General features: G+C 59.3%; 14 protein-coding genes. 8 read left to right on the top strand and 6 right to left on the bottom strand.

What is annotated here, in order from left to right:
• Nucleotides 1-39: 39 nt before the first annotated feature.
• Nucleotides 40-1,005, top strand: coding sequence for an alpha/beta hydrolase (locus JTP94_RS23030; protein WP_204852749.1), 966 nt, complete (start codon nucleotides 40-42; stop codon nucleotides 1,003-1,005).
• A 121-nt stretch (nucleotides 1,006-1,126) separates the two neighbouring features.
• On the opposite strand, the gene JTP94_RS23025 is transcribed toward JTP94_RS23030, so the two are convergent.
• The 3 genes from JTP94_RS23025 to fumC all read right to left on the bottom strand — a co-directional run bounded on the left by JTP94_RS23025 (nucleotide 1,127) and on the right by fumC (nucleotide 5,758).
• Nucleotides 1,127-2,194 (bottom strand): GGDEF domain-containing protein, encoded by a 1,068-nt coding sequence (locus JTP94_RS23025; RefSeq protein WP_204852748.1) that lies wholly within the window; start codon nucleotides 2,192-2,194, stop codon nucleotides 1,127-1,129.
• A 192-nt stretch (nucleotides 2,195-2,386) separates the two neighbouring features.
• Nucleotides 2,387-3,994, bottom strand: coding sequence for a fumarate hydratase (locus JTP94_RS23020; protein ID WP_204852747.1), 1,608 nt, complete (start codon nucleotides 3,992-3,994; stop codon nucleotides 2,387-2,389).
• Between the two features lie 372 nt (nucleotides 3,995-4,366).
• Nucleotides 4,367-5,758, bottom strand: a complete 1,392-nt coding sequence (fumC, locus tag JTP94_RS23015; protein ID WP_204852746.1) for a class II fumarate hydratase — start codon at nucleotides 5,756-5,758, stop codon at nucleotides 4,367-4,369.
• Between the two features lie 405 nt (nucleotides 5,759-6,163).
• Here fumC and JTP94_RS23010 point away from each other — a divergent pair, with 405 nt between their 5' ends.
• The gene (locus JTP94_RS23010; RefSeq protein WP_204852745.1) at nucleotides 6,164-8,065 is read left to right on the top strand and encodes a murein L,D-transpeptidase; all 1,902 of its coding nucleotides are present in this window, start codon (nucleotides 6,164-6,166) and stop codon (nucleotides 8,063-8,065) included.
• Between the two features lie 75 nt (nucleotides 8,066-8,140).
• On the opposite strand, the gene JTP94_RS23005 is transcribed toward JTP94_RS23010, so the two are convergent.
• A complete protein-coding gene (locus JTP94_RS23005; RefSeq protein ID WP_204852744.1) occupies nucleotides 8,141-8,815 on the bottom strand; it encodes an HAD family hydrolase in 675 nt (224 codons plus the stop codon).
• 197 nt (nucleotides 8,816-9,012) lie between these two features.
• Here JTP94_RS23005 and rpiA point away from each other — a divergent pair, with 197 nt between their 5' ends.
• The 5 genes from rpiA to JTP94_RS22980 all read left to right on the top strand — a co-directional run bounded on the left by rpiA (nucleotide 9,013) and on the right by JTP94_RS22980 (nucleotide 13,955).
• Nucleotides 9,013-9,714, top strand: a complete 702-nt coding sequence (gene rpiA / locus JTP94_RS23000) for a ribose-5-phosphate isomerase RpiA (RefSeq protein WP_204852743.1) — start codon at nucleotides 9,013-9,015, stop codon at nucleotides 9,712-9,714.
• Between the two features lie 13 nt (nucleotides 9,715-9,727).
• Nucleotides 9,728-10,282, top strand: a complete 555-nt coding sequence (locus JTP94_RS22995) for a DUF2059 domain-containing protein (RefSeq protein ID WP_204852742.1) — start codon at nucleotides 9,728-9,730, stop codon at nucleotides 10,280-10,282.
• Between the two features lie 180 nt (nucleotides 10,283-10,462).
• Nucleotides 10,463-11,848 carry a glutathione-disulfide reductase gene (gor, locus tag JTP94_RS22990; RefSeq protein WP_204852741.1) on the top strand — a complete coding sequence of 462 codons (1,386 nt, stop codon included), beginning with the start codon at nucleotides 10,463-10,465 and terminating at the stop codon, nucleotides 11,846-11,848.
• 150 nt (nucleotides 11,849-11,998) lie between these two features.
• Nucleotides 11,999-13,372, top strand: a complete 1,374-nt coding sequence (locus JTP94_RS22985; protein WP_204852740.1) for a class II 3-deoxy-7-phosphoheptulonate synthase — start codon at nucleotides 11,999-12,001, stop codon at nucleotides 13,370-13,372.
• A 157-nt stretch (nucleotides 13,373-13,529) separates the two neighbouring features.
• The gene (locus JTP94_RS22980) at nucleotides 13,530-13,955 is read left to right on the top strand and encodes a GFA family protein (RefSeq protein ID WP_204852739.1); all 426 of its coding nucleotides are present in this window, start codon (nucleotides 13,530-13,532) and stop codon (nucleotides 13,953-13,955) included.
• A gap of 3 nt (nucleotides 13,956-13,958) precedes the next feature.
• Here JTP94_RS22980 and JTP94_RS22975 read toward each other — a convergent pair whose 3' ends face one another.
• A complete protein-coding gene (locus tag JTP94_RS22975) occupies nucleotides 13,959-14,495 on the bottom strand; it encodes a DUF1003 domain-containing protein (protein WP_204852738.1) in 537 nt (178 codons plus the stop codon).
• Between the two features lie 136 nt (nucleotides 14,496-14,631).
• A complete protein-coding gene (locus JTP94_RS22970) occupies nucleotides 14,632-16,560 on the bottom strand; it encodes an LTA synthase family protein (protein WP_204852737.1) in 1,929 nt (642 codons plus the stop codon).
• 190 nt (nucleotides 16,561-16,750) lie between these two features.
• On the opposite strand from JTP94_RS22970, the gene JTP94_RS22965 reads away from it, so the two are divergent.
• Nucleotides 16,751-18,430: an NAD+ synthase gene (locus tag JTP94_RS22965; RefSeq protein WP_204852736.1), complete on the top strand. Its 1,680-nt coding sequence runs from the start codon at nucleotides 16,751-16,753 to the stop codon at nucleotides 18,428-18,430.

Here is an 18,430-nt window from a genome sequence, read left to right as displayed (position 1 = left end):
CTTTATTGTTCATAGTTGAACATTTTTTGGATTCTCACTATGCCATCCTTTGCGCTCAAGGTCACCCGGTCGGGCCTGTTCGGCCTCGGCAGGCTTTCTCCGCGGCTCGCCGGCAAGGCAGCTTTCCGGCTTTTCTGCCTGACGCCGTCGCGGCGGCCTCGCGGCTCCAAGGCCAGGGCGGCACATATGGAGGGCAGACAACGTCTCGTTACGGCCGAACAGGTCATGCTGTCCTTTCCGGGCGGCAGGGCGACGGCGTATCGCTTCAACGGAGGAGCCAAGGGGCCGCGCAAGCGCTATCTCGTTGTGCACGGCTGGGGTTCCAGTAGCGAGTATATGTCGGAGCTAACAATTTTTCTGGCGAATACGGGAGCGGAGGTGATCTCGCTCGACCTTCCAGGCCACGGCCGGTCGGCCGGACGGTTCCTCAATGTGCGCCTCGCGGTTTCCGCCATCGCGGCTGCCTCCACCCGCTTCGGTGTCTTGGATGCTGCTATCGGGCACTCCTTCGGTGGCGCGTCTCTGGCGCTTGCCTCCGCAGGCTTTCTGCCTGGGATCAAACCGCTCCAGACGGAGAGATTGGTGCTGATCGGAGCGCCGAGCGCCATGGGATGGCTGTTCAAGGATTTCGGTGAGTTGATGGGCCTTGGCCCTGCGACGCAGATGGCGTTGGAGGCGGAGGCCGGGCGTGTCACGGGGCGTGCGCTTGCCGCCTATGACGAACGGCGCGGCGTTCTCGATCCAGGCCTGCCGGTTCTCGTCGTCCATGCCGAGGACGACAAGGAAGTGAGTGCCGACCATGCCCGTGCCTATGCCGCCGGGGGAGGGAATGTTCGCCTCTTCTGGGCCAATGGTTTCGGGCACCGGCGCATCGTCAGCGCCGCTCCGGTACTCGAAGCGATAAGTGACTTTCTTTCGGAGACTGTCAAAACGGAAAATTCGCACGAGGACGGCGACGGAACGGTGCTGTCGTTTTACCGAACGCCGGTACGGCGCTTATCATAGCAAAAGGATGCGCCGCGCCGGACCTATCGGGAATGGCCGGTGCACGCCGTCAAGACACACTGGCAAACAAAACCGCCGGCGTGCCCGGGAAGGCAGCGCCGGCGGCTGGCTGGCTTCATTTCTAGTTCTTGTAGATGAGCCAACTTTTGGTGAAATCCTTCTGCATGCTTTCCTGGTAGACATTGCTGCAGTTGCGGCCGGCATTCTTGGCGCAATAGAGCGCAAGATCCGCCTTGTTGTAGAGCTCGCCGGGATCCGAAGCATCGGAGCCCATGCAGATGCCGAGCGATATGGTGATCGGACCGTAGTCGATCTTGGTCCGTGAATTCTTGAACGGCGTCGTTTCCAGGGTGCGGCGGATCCGCTCGGAAATCGCCGTGACCTCTTCCACCGTGGTGCCTTCCAGAATCAGCGCGAACTCCTCGCCGCCGACGCGAGCCACGAAGACATCACGCTGGACATTGGCGCGGAGAATGGAGGCGACGGTGGCAAGGATCTTGTCGCCGACCGGGTGGCCGTGGGTATCGTTGACCTTCTTGAAATGATCGATATCGGCCAGCACGAGCGCCGTCGTCGGACGGGTCAGCCGGTTGTCGAAGATGGAGGCCAGGCGATTCTCGAAGGCGCGGCGGTTGGAAAGCCGCGTCAGCGCGTCGGTATTGGCGATGCGCTTGTATTCGTCCAGTTCCTTTCGAACCTGATCCATTTCCTGGCTGTGCTGGGCGACGTTCTCAACGGTTTTTTCGCCCTGTGCCATGGTGTCACCGGTCGCGACCGTGAGCATATCGATGGCGCTGCGCAGCAGATCGGCGCTGTTGTTGCTCCTGGACGTTATGCATTCGGAGGTTTCGCCGAGCAGTCGGTTGTAGCTTTCGAGCGTGGCCTGCTCCTGCCGCAACGCGCGAAGGATGGCGTCGAGCTCCGTGGTCAGGCGGGCATGTGCGTCATCGAAGACGCGGCCCGCATGGACAGAGAAGTACTTGGCCCCGATCGCGTCCAATTCCTCCTGCGTGGCGCTGCTCCCGAGAGCGGCCAGTTCGCGGGTCAGAGTTGGATTGGATCCGATATAGGCTTCGTAGAACAGCTCGTAATTGCGCGGAATAGGTGCGACCCCCATGGATCGCATGGCGTAGGTAATCTGCCCTGCCACGTCGGGAGTTTGCGCCCTGGGCGCAATCGCCGTACTCATCGGTGAGCTCCGTTATGTATCAACTAAATCACTACTTTTACTTATACGAAGATTCTTTGAAAAATATTAAGAGGATGACTGTGGAAATTCATTGGCAAATATAGATTTATTCGAAAGTTTTACAGTTAAAGCATGTTTTACAGAAGAAGGCGCCATCGGCGCCTTCTTTAGACCCGGATTGCCTGGATTTCATCACCCTAGGTTGAGTTCCTGGAAAAAGTCATTGCCCTTGTCGTCGATGACTATGAAGGCAGGGAAGTTCTCCACTTCGATTTTCCACACGGCTTCCATACCGAGTTCGGGATATTCGAGTACTTCGACCTTCTTGATGCAATCCTGAGCCAGGCGTGCTGCCGGACCGCCGATCGAGCCGAGATAGAAGCCGTGATATGTCTTGCAAGCCTCGCGAACGGCGCGCGAACGATTGCCCTTGGCGAGCATGATCATCGAACCGCCGAACGACTGGAACTGATCGACATAGCTGTCCATGCGACCCGCTGTCGTCGGACCGAAGGAGCCGGATGCATAGCCGGCGGGCGTCTTGGCCGGGCCGGCATAATAGACCGGATGGTTCTTCAGGTATTCGGGCATGCCTTCACCCTTTTCCAGGCGCTCGCGGATTTTCGCATGCGCCAGGTCGCGCGCCACGATGATGGTGCCGCTCAACGACAGGCGCGTCTTGACCGGATGCTGCGACAGCTCGGAAAGGACATCGGCCATCGGCCTGTTGAGATCGATGCGAACCATCGATTCGGAAAGCTTCGCCTCGTCGATCTCAGGCATGTATTTCGACGGATCGGTTTCGAGCTGCTCGATGAAGATGCCGTCGCGGGTGATCTTGCCCTTGGCCTGGCGGTCGGCGGAGCAGGAGACGCCGAGGCCGATCGGCAGCGAGGCGCCGTGGCGGGGCAGGCGGATGACGCGGACATCGTGACAGAAATACTTGCCGCCGAACTGCGCGCCGACGCCGAGGCTCTGCGTAAGCTTGTGGATTTCCTTTTCCATTTCGATATCCCGGAAGGCATGCCCGCTTTCGGAGCCCTCCGTGGGAAGACAGTCCAGATATCGTGTCGAGGCAAGCTTGACCGTCTTGACAGTCATCTCGGCCGATGTGCCGCCGATGACGATGGCGAGATGATAGGGAGGACAGGCCGCCGTGCCGAGCGTCAGGATCTTTTCCTTGAGGAAGTCGAGCATGCGGTCGTGCGTCAGCAGCGATGGCGTGCCCTGGTAGAGGAAGGTCTTGTTGGCCGAACCGCCGCCCTTGGCAACGAAAAGGAATTCGTAGGCGTCGGTGCCTTCCTCATAGATGTCGATCTGGGCCGGAAGGTTGTTCTTGGTGTTCTTTTCCTCGAACATCTTGATGGGGGCGAGCTGCGAATAGCGCAGGTTCTTTTTCTCGTAGGCGTCCAGCACGCCCTTGGCCAGGGCGCCGCTGTCGCCGCCTTCTGTCCAGACGCGGCGGCCCTTCTTGCCCATGATGATGGCCGTGCCTGTATCCTGGCACATGGGCAACACGCCGCCGGCGGCGATATTGGCATTCTTCAGCAAATCATAGGCCACAAAGCGGTCGTTGTCGGTCGCTTCCGGGTCTTCGAGAATGGAGGCCAGTTGCTTCAGATGGCCGGGGCGCAGCAGGTGGTTGATATCGGCAAAGGCCGTTTCGGCGAGCAGGCGAATGCCTTCCGGATCGACAGTCAGGATGTCCTGGCCCTTGAACGTCTCGACGGAGACATAATCGCTGGAAATCTTGCGATAGGGGGTGGCGTCGTCACCGAGTGGAAATAGATCGTCAGCCATTTGGGAAACCTTTCAAGCCGGATGGCGGAAGAAGATGTTTGGAAACGATCTAAATCCGGCTTGAGGCAAAAGCAATTGCTTGGCTGCCGCTATGGAATTTCAAAGCAGCAGATCGTCGATGGAATATGCGCAGGTCGGGTAGGTCCTCCCATGCCGAGACCCTTTGCCTGGCTCCTCACCCTAGCCCTCTCCCCGCAAAGCGGGGCGAAGGGACGGCCAAGCAAGACAACGGTCGCTCCACACGGATGAAGGTCTGTGATTTAACGCGGTAAACTCCCTCTCCCCCGTATGAGCGGGGAGAGGGTTGGGGTGAGGGGCCAGGCAGGCAATTGCGTCACCGGCGGGTGTGCCTGACCTCACCAAATGACGAACCTACTTCGGCCCGATCATCGTTTCCGGCCGCACGATCGCATCATACTCTTCCGAGGACACCAATCCGCTCGCCAAGGCTTCTTCCTTCAGCGTCGTGCCGTTCTTGTGCGCCGTCTTGGCGATCTTGGCGGCATTGTCGTAGCCGATCTTCGGTGCGAGCGCCGTCACCAGCATCAGCGATCGTTCTAGGCCAGCCCTGATGTTATCCTCGCGGGCCTCGATGCCGACGACGCAATTGTCGGTGAAGGAGACGGCGGCGTCGCCGAGCAGCTGCACCGACTGCAGGAAATTGTAGGCCATCATCGGATTGTAGACGTTGAGTTCGAAGTGACCCTGGCTGTCGGCAAATGTCAGGGCGCCATTGTTGCCGAAGATATGGATGCAGACCTGCGTCATCGCTTCACACTGAGTCGGATTGACCTTGCCCGGCATGATCGACGAGCCCGGCTCGTTTTCCGGCAGCGCCAGTTCGCCGAGACCGGAGCGCGGGCCTGATCCGAGCAGGCGGATGTCATTGGCGATCTTGAAGAGTGCGGCCGCTGCCGCATTGATGGCGCCGTGGCTGAACACCATCGAATCATGCGCTGCAAGCGCCTCGAACTTGTTCGGGGCCGTGACGAAGGGCAGGCCGGTGATTCCAGCGATTTCGTTTGCCACCTTCTGGGCAAAGCCGATCGGCGCGTTGAGACCGGTACCGACGGCCGTGCCGCCCTGGGCGAGTTCGCAGAGGCCCGGCAATGTCAGCTCTATGCGCTTGATGGCCGAGGCGACCTGGGCGGCATAGCCGGAAAACTCCTGGCCGAGCGTCAGCGGCGTCGCATCCTGAGTATGGGTACGGCCGATCTTGATGATATGGGCGAACTCGGCGACCTTCTTTTCGAGCGCTGCGTGCAGATGTCGCAGGGCCGGCAGCAGATGGTGGACGATCTCTTCGGCGCAGGCGATGTGCATGGCGGTCGGATAGGTGTCGTTCGACGACTGGCTCATGTTGACGTGGTCGTTCGGATGCACCGGCTTCTTCGAGCCCATGATGCCACCGAGCATTTCGATCGCGCGGTTAGAGATCACCTCATTGGCGTTCATGTTCGACTGCGTGCCCGAACCGGTTTGCCAGACAACCAGCGGAAAATGGTCGTTGAGCTTGCCGTCGATGACTTCCTGTGCGGCTGCGACGATCACTTTACCGAGAGCAGGGTCCAGCTGGCCAAGCTCCATGTTGGTCCGCGCGGCCGCCTGCTTGACGATGCCGAGGGCCCGTATGACCGACAAAGGTTGCTTTTCCCAGCCGATCTTGAAGTTGCCGAGCGAGCGCTGAGCCTGCGCGCCCCAATAGCGGTCGCTGGCGACTTCGATCGGGCCAAAGGTATCGGTTTCGGTGCGGGTGGAAGTCATGTTCCTGATCCTGCTTTCCATTGAAATAGATAGCAGCCATATAGGCCTGAACGGCGCTTATGAAAACACCAAAGGCGCGATTTCATGATTGTCGTAATCATGTTTTGCGCGCCCGTCAGGCGTGCTCTTTTTAACACGCTCCGCAGATATTCTTGAAGGCGTTTTTTCCGTCGCGCAAAAATCTCAGGAAATTTCAATAAAAGATTAACCAATAATTTCATAATTTTGTGTGAATTAAATCGTGGAAAGCGCCTTCGCTTTGTAACGCGAAGTTGAGGCATTGAACGAAATGCGGGGTCTCGCCGTTTTCATTATAGTCGGTATACGATGTTTCCGACATCGCGGCCGGGTTGAAAACAGCACCGCTAGCTCGAAGTTACCGCTCGACAAGGGACTGATTACAGAATGAAACTCGTCACCAAAGCCACAGCATCCGTCCTGGCTCTCTCCTGTTGCCTTTCCGCCATCGGCGCGACGTCCGCGAACGCCATGACCCTCATGGATTTCATCCGCGGTGGCCAGGGACGCCAGCAGAGCACGCAAGTCTCGGCTCCGGTTCCCGGCAATCCGGCGCAGACGATGATGGACCCCAATGAGCCCGGACAGGCCAAGCTGCCGCTTCCCACGGTCAGCGCGCCGAAATATTATACCTACAAGGCAGACGCGATGCGTCTGGTGTCGACGGCGCATTTTGCCGATCCGGTAGTGACCGGAGCCGTTGCCGATGCGTCGCCCGCACCGGTTGCCGTCGATACTGAGTCGTCGCAGCGCCGCTACCTTGCGGACGCGCGCGTCATGGCCACCAACGATGTGGCCAAGGCAATCGAGTCCTATTACGCAGATCAGAACAAGCCGCTGCTTTGGATCGCCGATCATGCCGTCAGCGATAAGGCGAAGGCTGCGATGGCCGTTCTCGCCGACGCCGGTTCCGTCGGCCTCGATCCCTCGGATTATACGGTGACGCCGCCGAGCTTCGACCCCGCCGCCGACCCGGTGATGCGCGACCGCGCCCTCACGCAATTCGAGCTGACGCTCTCCAGCAAGGTGCTGATGTTCGTCCAGGATACGATCCGTGGCCGTCTCGACCCGAACAGGATCTCCGGCTATCACGATTTCAAGCGCAAGGACGTCAATCTGCCGGCTACGCTCGACGTGCTGCGCGCAAGCCCGGACGTTGCCGCCTATCTCAACAGCCGCAACCCTTCCAACCAGCAATTCGCGCTGCTCAAGGCCGAACTTGCCAAGCTTCGAGCAGAGGCCAGTTCCGCGGATGGGAGCCATATTTCGATCTCTTTGACGGGCACTCTGAAGCCGGGCGGCAGCTCGCCGGAAATGGCCAATATCGTCAAGGCGATCCAGCATCGCGGATCTGATGCGCTGAAGACGGCGCATGCGGATGTCTTCGCGTCCTATCAAGACACGCCGGATTATACGCCCGAGCTCGTGTCACTGGTCGAAGACTTCCAGAAGGAAAAGGGCCTGACGTCGGACGGCGTGATCGGCCCGTCTTCCGTTCGCGCCATGGTCGGCGAGAACAACGATACGAAGATCCAGAAGCTGATCATTGCCATGGAGCAGCTGCGGTGGTTGCCGCCCGAGCTCGGGCCGCGCTACGTCCTGATCAATCAGCCGGCGTTCATGGTCTATTATTACAACAATAACCAGGAACAGCTGTCGATGCGCGTCGTTGTCGGCGGCAAGCAGCATCAGACCTTCTTCTTCGAAAATCAGGTTCAGACCGTCGAGTTCAATCCGTTCTGGGGTGTTCCGCAGTCGATCATCATCAACGAGATGCTGCCGAAGCTGCGCGCCGATCCGAACTATCTCGATCGTATGGGCTACCAGGTCGAAGTCGGTGGTCACGCCGTCGCATCGTCCAGCGTCGACTGGTACGGCTCGACCAAAAGCATCTCCGTGCGCCAGCCGCCGAGCAGCGACAACGCTCTCGGTGAACTGAAGATCCTCTTCCCGAATTCGCATGCGATCTACATGCATGACACGCCGCAGAAGAGCTTCTTCAAGAAGGACATGCGCGCGCTCAGCCACGGCTGCGTCCGCCTTGCCGATCCGCGCGCAATGGCTGCGGCCGTCCTGAACACCACGGTCGATGATGTCGCCAAGCAGATCGCAGACGGCCAGAACAAGGCCGTTGCCGTGCCGCAGAAGTTCCCGATCTATATCGCCTACTTCACCGCCTGGCCGAACAAGGACGGCGTTATCCAATATTTCAACGACGTCTACGACCGCGACGCGGCGACGCTGAAGGCGCTCGATACGACCACCAAGTCGCGCACGGCTCAGATTTGAGTTTCAGCGTAACGTCGAGAGACAATAAAGGGCGGCCGATCGGCCGCCCTTTTGCAATTTAGGAATGTGAATATCTCAGGCGACGAGCAACCCCTCGACGAGTTCGGGCGTGAGTTCGTCGTAGTGGTAGATGATGCGGTTCGGGCCGAGCGTTTCGATGCCGACATCGGAATAGCCGAAGGGGACGGCGATCGAAGGGACGCCGGCGTTGCGGGCGACGAGAATGTCGTTGACGCTGTCGCCGATCATGATGGTGCGGGCGATATCGCCCCCGGCGCGTTCGACGGTGCCGATCAGGTGCTCGGCATTCGGTTTGCGCACGGCGAACGTATCGCCGCCGGTGATAGCTTCGAAATAATGCGTGAGATCGAGCCTATCGAGAAGCGTGCGTGCGAGGGATTCCATCTTGTTCGTGCAGACGGCCAGCTTGTAGCCCTTGCCCTTCAGCGTGCTGAGTGCAGCCACGAGCCCGGGATAGGGTTGCGTGACGCCCGGCATCGTTTCTGAATAATGGGTAATGAAGCGCTGCATCAGGGCTGGTAGTTCCGCGGAGGTCAGCGTATAGCCATGCAGCTTGCAAGCCCGTTCGATCATCACCTGCGCGCCATAGCCGACGAGGTGCGTCACGTCGTCATAGCTGACCGGCGGCAGCTTGAGTGCCGCGATCGTGTGGTTCAGGCTGACGATGAGATCTGCATGCGTGTCCAGCAGCGTGCCATCGAGATCGAATACGACAAGGGGGGATTTCACGAGGAATCGGCCTTTGCATAAGAAGAAAAAGAGCGCTTTCCCGAGTTAGAAGATCGCGCGGGCAATTGCAACCGAAGGCCCCGGGAAGCCTTGGCGAAGCGGCACGGGATTTCTAGGTTATGCCGTTATTTTGGCTTTCGTTTGGCTGGAGAGCCGTGTAAACAGCAGACCAACGTAACAATGGGAGCAGGTGGCGCATGGACGCCCGCCAGATGAAGATTGAGGCTGCGAGGGTGGCCCTGACCTATGTCGAGAGCGGCATGCGCCTGGGGATCGGCACAGGCAGCACGGCGGAGGAGTTCGTTCGGCTGCTCGCCGAAAAAGTCGCATCCGGTCTCTCGATTGAGGGTGTTCCGACCTCGGAACGGACGGCAAAACTCTGCAACGAGCTTGGCGTGCCGCTGAAGTCGCTGGATGAGCTTCCCGAACTTGATCTTGCCATTGATGGTGCCGATGAAGTGGATGGAGCGCTGACGCTGATCAAGGGCGGCGGCGGCGCGCTGTTGCGCGAAAAGATCGTCGCGGCCTCAACGGCCCGCATGATCGTCATTGCTGACGAAAGCAAGATCGTTCAGACGCTCGGCGCATTTCCGCTGCCGATCGAGGTCAATCCCTTCGGCCTTGCTTCTACCCGTATCCTTATCGAAAAGGCTGCATCGCGCTTGGGCTTGTCGGGCGCGTTCAACCTGCGTCGCGCGGGTGACAATAGCTTTGTTACCGACGGCGGACATTTTATCCTTGATGCATCTTTCGGCCGCATTCCTGATGCAGAGGCGCTGTCGAATGAGCTTAACTCGATTCCCGGAGTTGTCGAACACGGGCTCTTTATCAATATGGCGACATTAGCGATCATCGCCGGCCCTGCCGGTGCGCGTACGTTGCGGGCGAACAATACATAGGAGCACTCATCTCATGATCAAACTAGCGGGCCTTGGCCGTTTTGCCGCTGCAACCATTCTTCTTTCGGGCATCGCGTTCGGCTCTGTCAGCGCTCAGGAAGTTTCCGAGGATCAGATCAAGGCGGCGCGCGCCGCGATCAATGCACTCGGCATCACCAATCAGTTCGACAATATTCTGCCGAATCTCGCCGAGCAGCTGAAGAGCACGATGATTCAGGCCAACCCGAATTTCGGCGACGCGATCAACTCGACGGTTGACGCCACCGCTCTGGCGCTCGCGCCGCGCCGCGCCGATCTGGAGCGCGAAGCTGCCGTGACCTACGCCAAGGCCTTCTCGTCCGACGAGCTCAAGGCAATCGCTGATTTCTACAGTTCGGCAGCTGGCAAGAAGCTTCTGAAGGACGGTCCGCTGGCAACCCGCGAACTTTACAAGGCGGCCGATATCTGGAGCCAGGGCATTTCGCGTGACCTCGCCAACCAGAGCAATGACGCTCTGCAGAAGGTCGTCAAGCAGCCGGTCACTGCGCCTGACGCAGGCGCTGCCGTACAGCCGGCACCGAAGCAGTAAGCCGTAATTTCTGCTGCGATCGTTCTCGAGAGGGAGTTTCACGTTTTCGGGAATCGGCTGGCAGTTGCAAATTCAAAGCCCGGATCATTCCGGGCTTTTCTTTTTATGCCCCGGCTTCCTATATGAATGCCGATCCCCATCAGCGCTTTGCGCGCCTTTTCATGTCTACAGGAGCCATCGATGCCTTCGTTTGATTTCGACCTTTTCGTGATTGGCGGCGGCTCCGGCGGCGTGCGCGGCGCGCGCGTGGCGGCGTCGCTTGGCAAGAAGGTCGGCATCGCCGAGGAGTATCGCTACGGCGGCACCTGCGTCATTCGCGGCTGCGTGCCGAAGAAGCTTTTTGTCTATGCTTCGCAGTACAGTGAGCATTTCGAGGATGCGGCCGGTTTCGGCTGGACGGTCGGCGAAAGCAGCTTCGACTGGAAGAAGCTGATCGAGGCGAAGGACAAGGAAATCGCCCGGCTGGAAGGGCTCTATCGCAAGGGGCTCGACAATGCCAAGGCTGACATATTCGACACGCGCGCCGAACTCGTGGACGCTCATACGGTTCGCCTGTTGAAGACCGGCCAGACGGTGACTGCGGAAACCATCGTCATCGCGACCGGCGGCAGGCCCAACCTGCATACGGCCTTGCCCGGTCATGAATTCTGCATCTCTTCGAACGAAGCCTTCCATCTGGCAGAGCTGCCAAAGTCGATCCTGATTGCCGGCGGCGGCTATATCGCCGTCGAATTCGCCAATATCTTCCATGGGCTCGGCGTCGAGACGACGCTGATCTATCGCGGCGCCGAGATCCTGTCGCGCTTCGACCAGGACCTGCGCAAGGGCCTGCATGAGGCGATGGAGGAGAAGGGCATCCGCATTCTTTGCCACGATATCATCACGAGCGTGGAGAAGACGGAGAATGGGCTCAGCGTCCGGACGAAAAATGACAAGGCCTTGACGGTCGATACGGTCATGCTTGCGCTCGGTCGCACCCCGAATACCGCCAATCTCGGATTGGAAGCTGCCGGCGTTGCAATCAACGAGCAAGGCGCCATCGTTGTCGACGCATATTCGCGCACCTCCGTGCCGAACATCTATGCGCTTGGAGACGTCACCGATCGGGTACAGCTGACGCCCGTGGCCATCCACGAGGCCATGTGCTTCATCGAAACCGTCTACAAGAACAATCCGACGCGGCCGGATCATGAACTGATCCCGACGGCTGTCTTCTCGCAGCCGGAGATCGGCACGGTCGGCCTGACCGAAGAGGACGCGGCCAAGCGTTATCCGGAGCTCGAAGTCTATCGAGCACAATTCCGGCCGATGAAGGCGACGCTTTCGGGCCGCAGCGAGAAGATGATCATGAAGCTGATCGTCAATGCCGCCGACCGCAAGGTGATCGGCGCGCATATTCTCGGCCATGATGCCGGCGAGATGGCGCAACTGCTCGGCATACCGATCAAGGCAGGCTGCACCAAGGATGATTTCGACCACACCATGGCCGTTCATCCGACCGCGTCGGAAGAACTGGTGACGATGTATTCGCCGAGCTATCGCATCCGCAATGGCGAGCGCGTGTAACGGATTGGATCGGCGCAGTCGTCGCCAACGCCATAAAAGATTCGCACAGTAGTTCGCCTGCCTTTGCAAGCGACCGGCAAAGGTTTATAAGCGCGCGTTATTTACGACGGGACACCCGGCAAAGACCGGGCGCACAAGCAGGTGAGTGAGATGGCACAGAATTGGACACCCAGCAGTTGGCGGCAGAAACCGATCCAGCAGGTGCCGGAATATCCGGATCCGGCGGCACTGGCGGCAACGGAAGCGCAGCTTGCAAGCTATCCACCGCTTGTTTTTGCCGGTGAGGCCCGCCGTCTGAAAGCGCATCTTGCCAATGTCGCCGAAGGCAATGGTTTCCTGTTGCAGGGCGGCGATTGCGCCGAAAGCTTCGCGGAACATGGCGCGGACAACATCCGTGACTTCTTCCGCGCATTCCTGCAGATGGCAGTCGTGCTGACTTTTGGTGCGCAGCTGCCGGTCGTCAAGGTCGGCCGTATTGCCGGCCAGTTCGCCAAGCCGCGTTCTTCGGGTATCGAAACACAGGCCGGCATATCTCTGCCGAGCTACCGCGGTGACATCGTCAACGGCATCGACTTCAACGAAGAGTCACGCATTCCCAATCCGGAGCGTCAGATGATGGCTTATCGCCAGTCTGCCGCAACGCTCAACCTGCTGCGTGCTTTCGCCATGGGTGGCTATGCCAACCTCGAAAACGTGCAGAAGTGGATGCTCGGCTTCGTCAAGGACAGCCCGCAGGGCGAACGCTATCGCAAGCTTGCCGATCGTATCGGCGAGACCATGGATTTCATGAGAGCGATCGGCATCACCGCCGAGACCAATCCGAACCTGCGCGAGACCGATTTCTTCACCAGCCACGAGGCGCTGCTGCTCGGCTATGAAGAGGCGTTCACCCGCGTCGATTCCACCTCCGGCGATTGGTACGCAACCTCGGGTCACATGCTCTGGATTGGCGATCGTACGCGCCAGGCCGACCATGCACATGTCGAATATTTCCGCGGCATCAAGAACCCGATCGGTCTGAAGTGTGGTCCTTCGCTGCAGGCAGACGATCTGCTCAATCTGATCGATATCCTCAACCCTCAGAACGAGGCCGGCCGTCTGACGCTGATCTGCCGCTTCGGCCACGACAAGGTTGCCGACAACCTGCCGCGGCTCATCCGCGCCGTCGAGAAGGAAGGCCGCAAGGTCGTGTGGTCCTGCGATCCGATGCATGGCAATACGATCACGCTCAACAACTACAAGACGCGTCCGTTCGAGCGCATCCTGTCGGAAGTCGAAAGCTTCTTCCAGATCCATCGCGCCGAAGGCACGCATCCGGGCGGCATCCACATCGAGATGACCGGTAAGGACGTGACCGAATGCACAGGCGGCGCCCGCGCTGTCGGCGCAGAGGATCTGCAGGATCGCTACCACACCCATTGCGACCCGCGCCTCAATGCCGACCAGGCACTCGAGCTTGCCTTCCTGCTCGCCGAGCGGATGAAGGGCGGCCGCGACGAGAAGCGCCTGCGCGCCCACGGCTGAGTGAAAACGGATCTCTGATTTATCAAACGGGCCGGCGAAAAGCCGGCCCGTTTGCATTTGTGCCGGATAGATCAATCCGGCTGAAGATGCGCTTCATTTCTTTGAGATTGACCGGCATGTCGTTCTCGGGAAGGTTCCCTGAAAAAGGGGAACGACTATGAGCGACGAACATACCGGGGCCTGCCTTTGCGGCAGCGTGCGTTTCAGAACACGCGGAGAGTTGCGCGAGGTGGTCGCCTGCCATTGTTCGCAATGCCGCAAGCAGACCGGGCTCTATTATGCGGCCACCAATGTTCAGATCGGCAACCTCTTCATCGAGGGGGAAGAGGCGATAACCTGGTATCGCGCCAGCTCATTTGCGCGCCGCGGCTTCTGCAAGTCCTGCGGCTCGGCCCTATTCTGGGCGGCGGATGGTGCCGAGGAAATCTCAATCATGGCCGGGCTTTTCGACCAGCCAAGCGGTCTTGAGGTCGCCTGTCATATCTACTGCGCCGACAAGGGCGATTATTACGAGATCACCGACGGGCTGCCGCAATACAGGCAGGGGCGGCCGGGGCTGCTCACGGCAGGGCCGTCAGACTGATCCTCAGATGCCGCCCTTTTCTGCCACCAGCTTGCTCAATTTGGCGATTTCCTCCTTGACCACCGAAAGCTCCGTCAGCACCTGCATGTCGATCTTCTGGTGCAGCGAGAGGACTTCGAGTTCAGCCTTGAGATTGACCTCGTAGTCCTTGGCGGCTTCGAAGCGATCGCGTTCGGTTTGGCGGTTCTGGGACATCATGATGATCGGCGCCTGGATGGCGGCGACCATGGAGAGGACGAGGTTGAGGAAGATGAAAGGGTAGGGATCGAAGGCGCGGGTGAGGAGAACGATGGTGTTGACGATGCACCAGAAGACCAGGAACAGCAGGAAGCAGACGATGAAGGACCACGAGCCGCCGACACGGGCGATGCCGTCGGCGAGGCGTTCGCCATAGGACGCATTGGCGGAGAAGGCCGCATTGATATCGGTCGAGACGATCTTGCGCTCATGCGCTTTCTTGAGCACGCGCTTTTCTGTCTCGCCTAGCTCTTCGGCCGTCTTGTCGAAATGCTGGTGGACGAAATTGGGCAGATTGTACATGAGACACTCCGGGGGCTTGATCACCTTTGAGCGCCAAGTATTCGACTGCTCAATGAAAATGCAACGCGAAATGGGTCGCGACATGGTGGATCGAATCCAACATTGCGTGTTCGGCCCGACCGTTGCGTTCGATCCGCTAGCTCCCCTGGCTGACCAGCCAGCCATGCGACGGGAAGAAGCGGTCCAATCCATATTCCCGTCCGAACATGATGTCGTGCTGCAGGTAGCGATAGTCGCGCACCATCGGGTCGAGGTCCTGTTCCTTGCGCGCCCAGTCCGGGAAAGCCTCGTTGTCGCGCGTCGCGAGCTGGTAGCGGTCGATGATCGTGTATTTCTTCTGCACGCGGCCGAGGAAGCCGGTGTAGAAGGGATGCTCATATCCGGCTGTTTTCAGCACGTGATAGGGCAGTTGTGACGGGCTGATCGTACCGACATCCTTGCGCACGCCTTTCTTGCTCGACCAGATGACCAGCGGCGTTTCGTGCTGCTGTTTCATGACGTCGAGCGGTGCCTTACGCGTCGCTACCTGCTGAGGCATGTAGCCGGTGTCCGGATAGACGCTGCCGAGCGGCGGCAGGTGATCGCCCCAGAGGACGATGATGGTTTCACGGTCACGCTTTTCAGCCCAGTCCATTAGCATCTTCAGGCTGTCATCGGCTTCCCTGACGCCCTGTGCGTAGGTGGCAAGCGTTTCGCGGTCGCTTTCATCGAGATTGCCGGCAATATTTACCGTGTTCTGGACATAGCGATTGGGTTCATAGGGGCCATGTCCCTGAAGAGTGACAGCGAAGAAGAAGAATGGCTGATCGGCTCCGCCTCCCTCGCGCATGATCTCCTTCATCAGGGAATCGTCGGAGGCGAACATGCCGCGCTTCTCCATCGGCGGCAGGGTTTCCTCGGTGTGGAATTCTTCGAAGCCGAAAGCCTTGTAGACTTCGTTGCGATTCCAGAACCAGCCGCTGAAGGGGTGGAGCGCGCGTGCCACATAGCCTTCGCTTCGGAAGAAGGTGGCAAGCGACGGCATCGGCCGGCGCACATATTGCTGATAGGGAATACTGCCATAGGGCAGGAAGGCATTGGAAAAGCCCGTCAGCGCCTCGAATTCCACGTTAGCGGTCATGCCACCGAATTCCGGCGAAAAGACGTAACCGGATTGCCTGGCACGGATCGTCGGCATCGGATCGGGCGTAAAGGCGATATTGGAAAGCCGGGTCGGATCCCAGAGGGATTCGCTCATCAGCATGATGACGTCAGGCTTCTCGCGAGGACCGGAGAGATAGCCGTAGTTTCTGGCCGGAACGGCGTCGATCGCGTCCGGTCCATAGCCCGCCGGGGATTTGACGTCGGCCATCGGCAGGTTGAGCGAGAAGGCGATGACGAAGCCGTTATAGCCGTAGTTTTCCTTCTGATCCCAGACGATCGGGATGATGCGCAGTTTCTCGCGGATGAAGGAATATTGCGTCGGGTCCATCTGCGAAACGAACAGCGCCGCAAGCGGCAGGCATACCGATAGCCTGATCATGCGCGCCTTTTGCGATAGCGCGGCGGCGTGTTGCCAGGCGTAGCGCCACAGAAAGGCTAGGGCGGCGAGGGACGCAATGATGCCGATGGCGAGCGCCACCGCGGTCAACGGCCGATCACGCACCATCACGGGCATCAATTCCATGATCTGTCGCGTAAACAGCAAATCGGAGGGATAAAGCGGATCGGAAAGATAGTTCTGCTTCTCGCTGGAAATGAACGCCGGAACCAGCAGCAGCGGGGCGGCGACCAATACCGATAGATGCGCACGGCCGAAAATCGCATCCAATATCAACATGACCAGCATGACGATGCCGATGGTGGTGAAGCCGGGCCGAGATGGAGAAAACAGGTAGGGCAACACGGTCGAGAATTCGCCGCGCGCAATCCACTCGACGCCAACGACGAGCGACAGGGCGAGCAGCAAGGTCAGGGTAAGGCTCAGAATCTGGCGCAGGACAGCTGATTTCTGTCTTGCGGCGCCGATCTTCCGGAAAAGAACGAGCCTGCCCGCCAAAGCGGAACCAATGACCAGAGCGACCAAAGGATTTCTCCGAATGCTATAATATATTCATATAATTGTCATGCTTCTGTCATGAATGCCGGATGAACCGCAAGGTAGGCTTAGTATTTTTCCGGGTAAAAATACCGCCTATGCGCGTAGCGCGATCTTTGATGGCTGCAGGCGGAGGAAGGCGGTTGCGGAAGAAGAATGCCATCGCTAAATGTATGGCATGACAGAGCAAAGCCCGATCACTCACACCATCCGCATCGCCGTCGCGCAGCTCAATCCGACGGTCGGCGACGTTTCCGGCAACCTGGCCAAGGCGCGCGAGGCGCGGGCCGAGGCGGCGCGCGAAGGCGCGCAGCTCCTGATGCTGACGGAATTGTTCATTTCCGGCTATCCGCCGGAGGATCTGGTGCTGAAGCCGGCCTTCATCCGCGCCTGCTGGAAAGCCGTGGAAAGTCTTGCTGCCGATACCGCCGATGGCGGGCCGGGCGTCGTCGTCGGTGTCCCACGGCAGGACGACACCGGCCGCTACAATTCCGTGGCCGTGCTCGATGGCGGCAAGGTGATCTTCATCAGGGACAAGGTCGATTTGCCGAACTACGGCGAGTTCGACGAGAAGCGGGTTTTCGACGAAGGGACCATCGCGGGGCCGGTCAATTTCCGCGGCGTCCGCCTTGGCATACCGATTTGCGAGGAGATCTGGAACGATCTCGGCATCTGTGAAACGCTGGCCGAGAGCGGTGCGGAAATCCTGCTGGTTCCGAACGGTTCACCCTATTACCGCGGCAAGGTCGATGTCCGTCACCAGGTCGCTTTGCGGCAGGTGATCGAGTCGGGTTTGCCGCTTATTTTTGCCGCCCAGGTCGGGGGGCAGGACGAATTGGTTTTTGATGGCGCGAGCTTCGGCTTCAATGCCGACAAGACGCTGGCATTTCAGATGAGCCAGTTCGAGACCGCGCTGGCAGTCACTACCTGGAAGAAGAACGGCGACGTCTGGCATTGCGCCGAAGGACCGATGGCGCATATTCCGGAAGGCGAGGAGGCAGATTACCGCGCCTGCCTGCTGGGCTTCCGCGACTATGTGAACAAGAACGGCTTCAAATCGGTCGTGCTCGGCCTGTCCGGCGGTATCGACTCGGCGATCTGCGCGGCGATTGCGGTGGATGCGCTTGGCGAGGAGCGGGTGCGCACCGTGATGCTGCCCTATCGCTATACCTCAGAGGATTCTTTGAAGGATGCGGCGGATTGCGCCAAGGCGCTCGGCTGCCGCTACGATATCGTGCCGATCGAGGAGCCGGTGACTGGCTTCAATTCGGCTTTGTCGGACCTTTTTGAAGGCACCGAAAGCGGTATCACCGAGGAAAACCTGCAGAGCCGTGCCCGTGGCACCATCCTGATGGCGATCTCCAACAAGTTCGGCTCGATGGTGGTGACGACGGGTAACAAGTCGGAAATGTCCGTTGGATACGCCACGCTCTATGGCGACATGAATGGCGGCTTCAACCCGATCAAGGACCTCTACAAGATGCAGGTCTATGCGCTGTCGCGCTGGCGCAATTTGCATGTGCCGCCAGGCGCGCTCGGTCCGTCGGGCGAGGTGATCCCCCATAACATCATCGATAAGGCGCCTTCGGCTGAACTGAGACCAAACCAGACGGACCAGGATTCGCTTCCGCCCTATCCGGCGCTCGACGATATCCTCGAATGCCTGGTGGAAAAGGAAATGTCGGTCGAGGAGATCGTGGCGCGTGGACATGATGTCGCGACGGTGCATCGCATCGAGCATCTGCTCTACCTAGCCGAATACAAGCGTCGGCAGTCCGCTCCGGGCGTGAAGATCACCAAGAAGAATTTCGGCCGCGATCGCCGCTATCCAATCACCAACCGGTTCCGCGATCGCTGA

Source organism: Martinezella lusitana, from assembly GCF_016901135.1.
GTDB lineage: Bacteria > Pseudomonadota > Alphaproteobacteria > Rhizobiales > Rhizobiaceae > Rhizobium > Rhizobium lusitanum_D.
The sequence above is the reverse complement of the archived record's forward strand: the minus strand, read 5'-3'. Positions and strand labels throughout refer to the sequence as shown.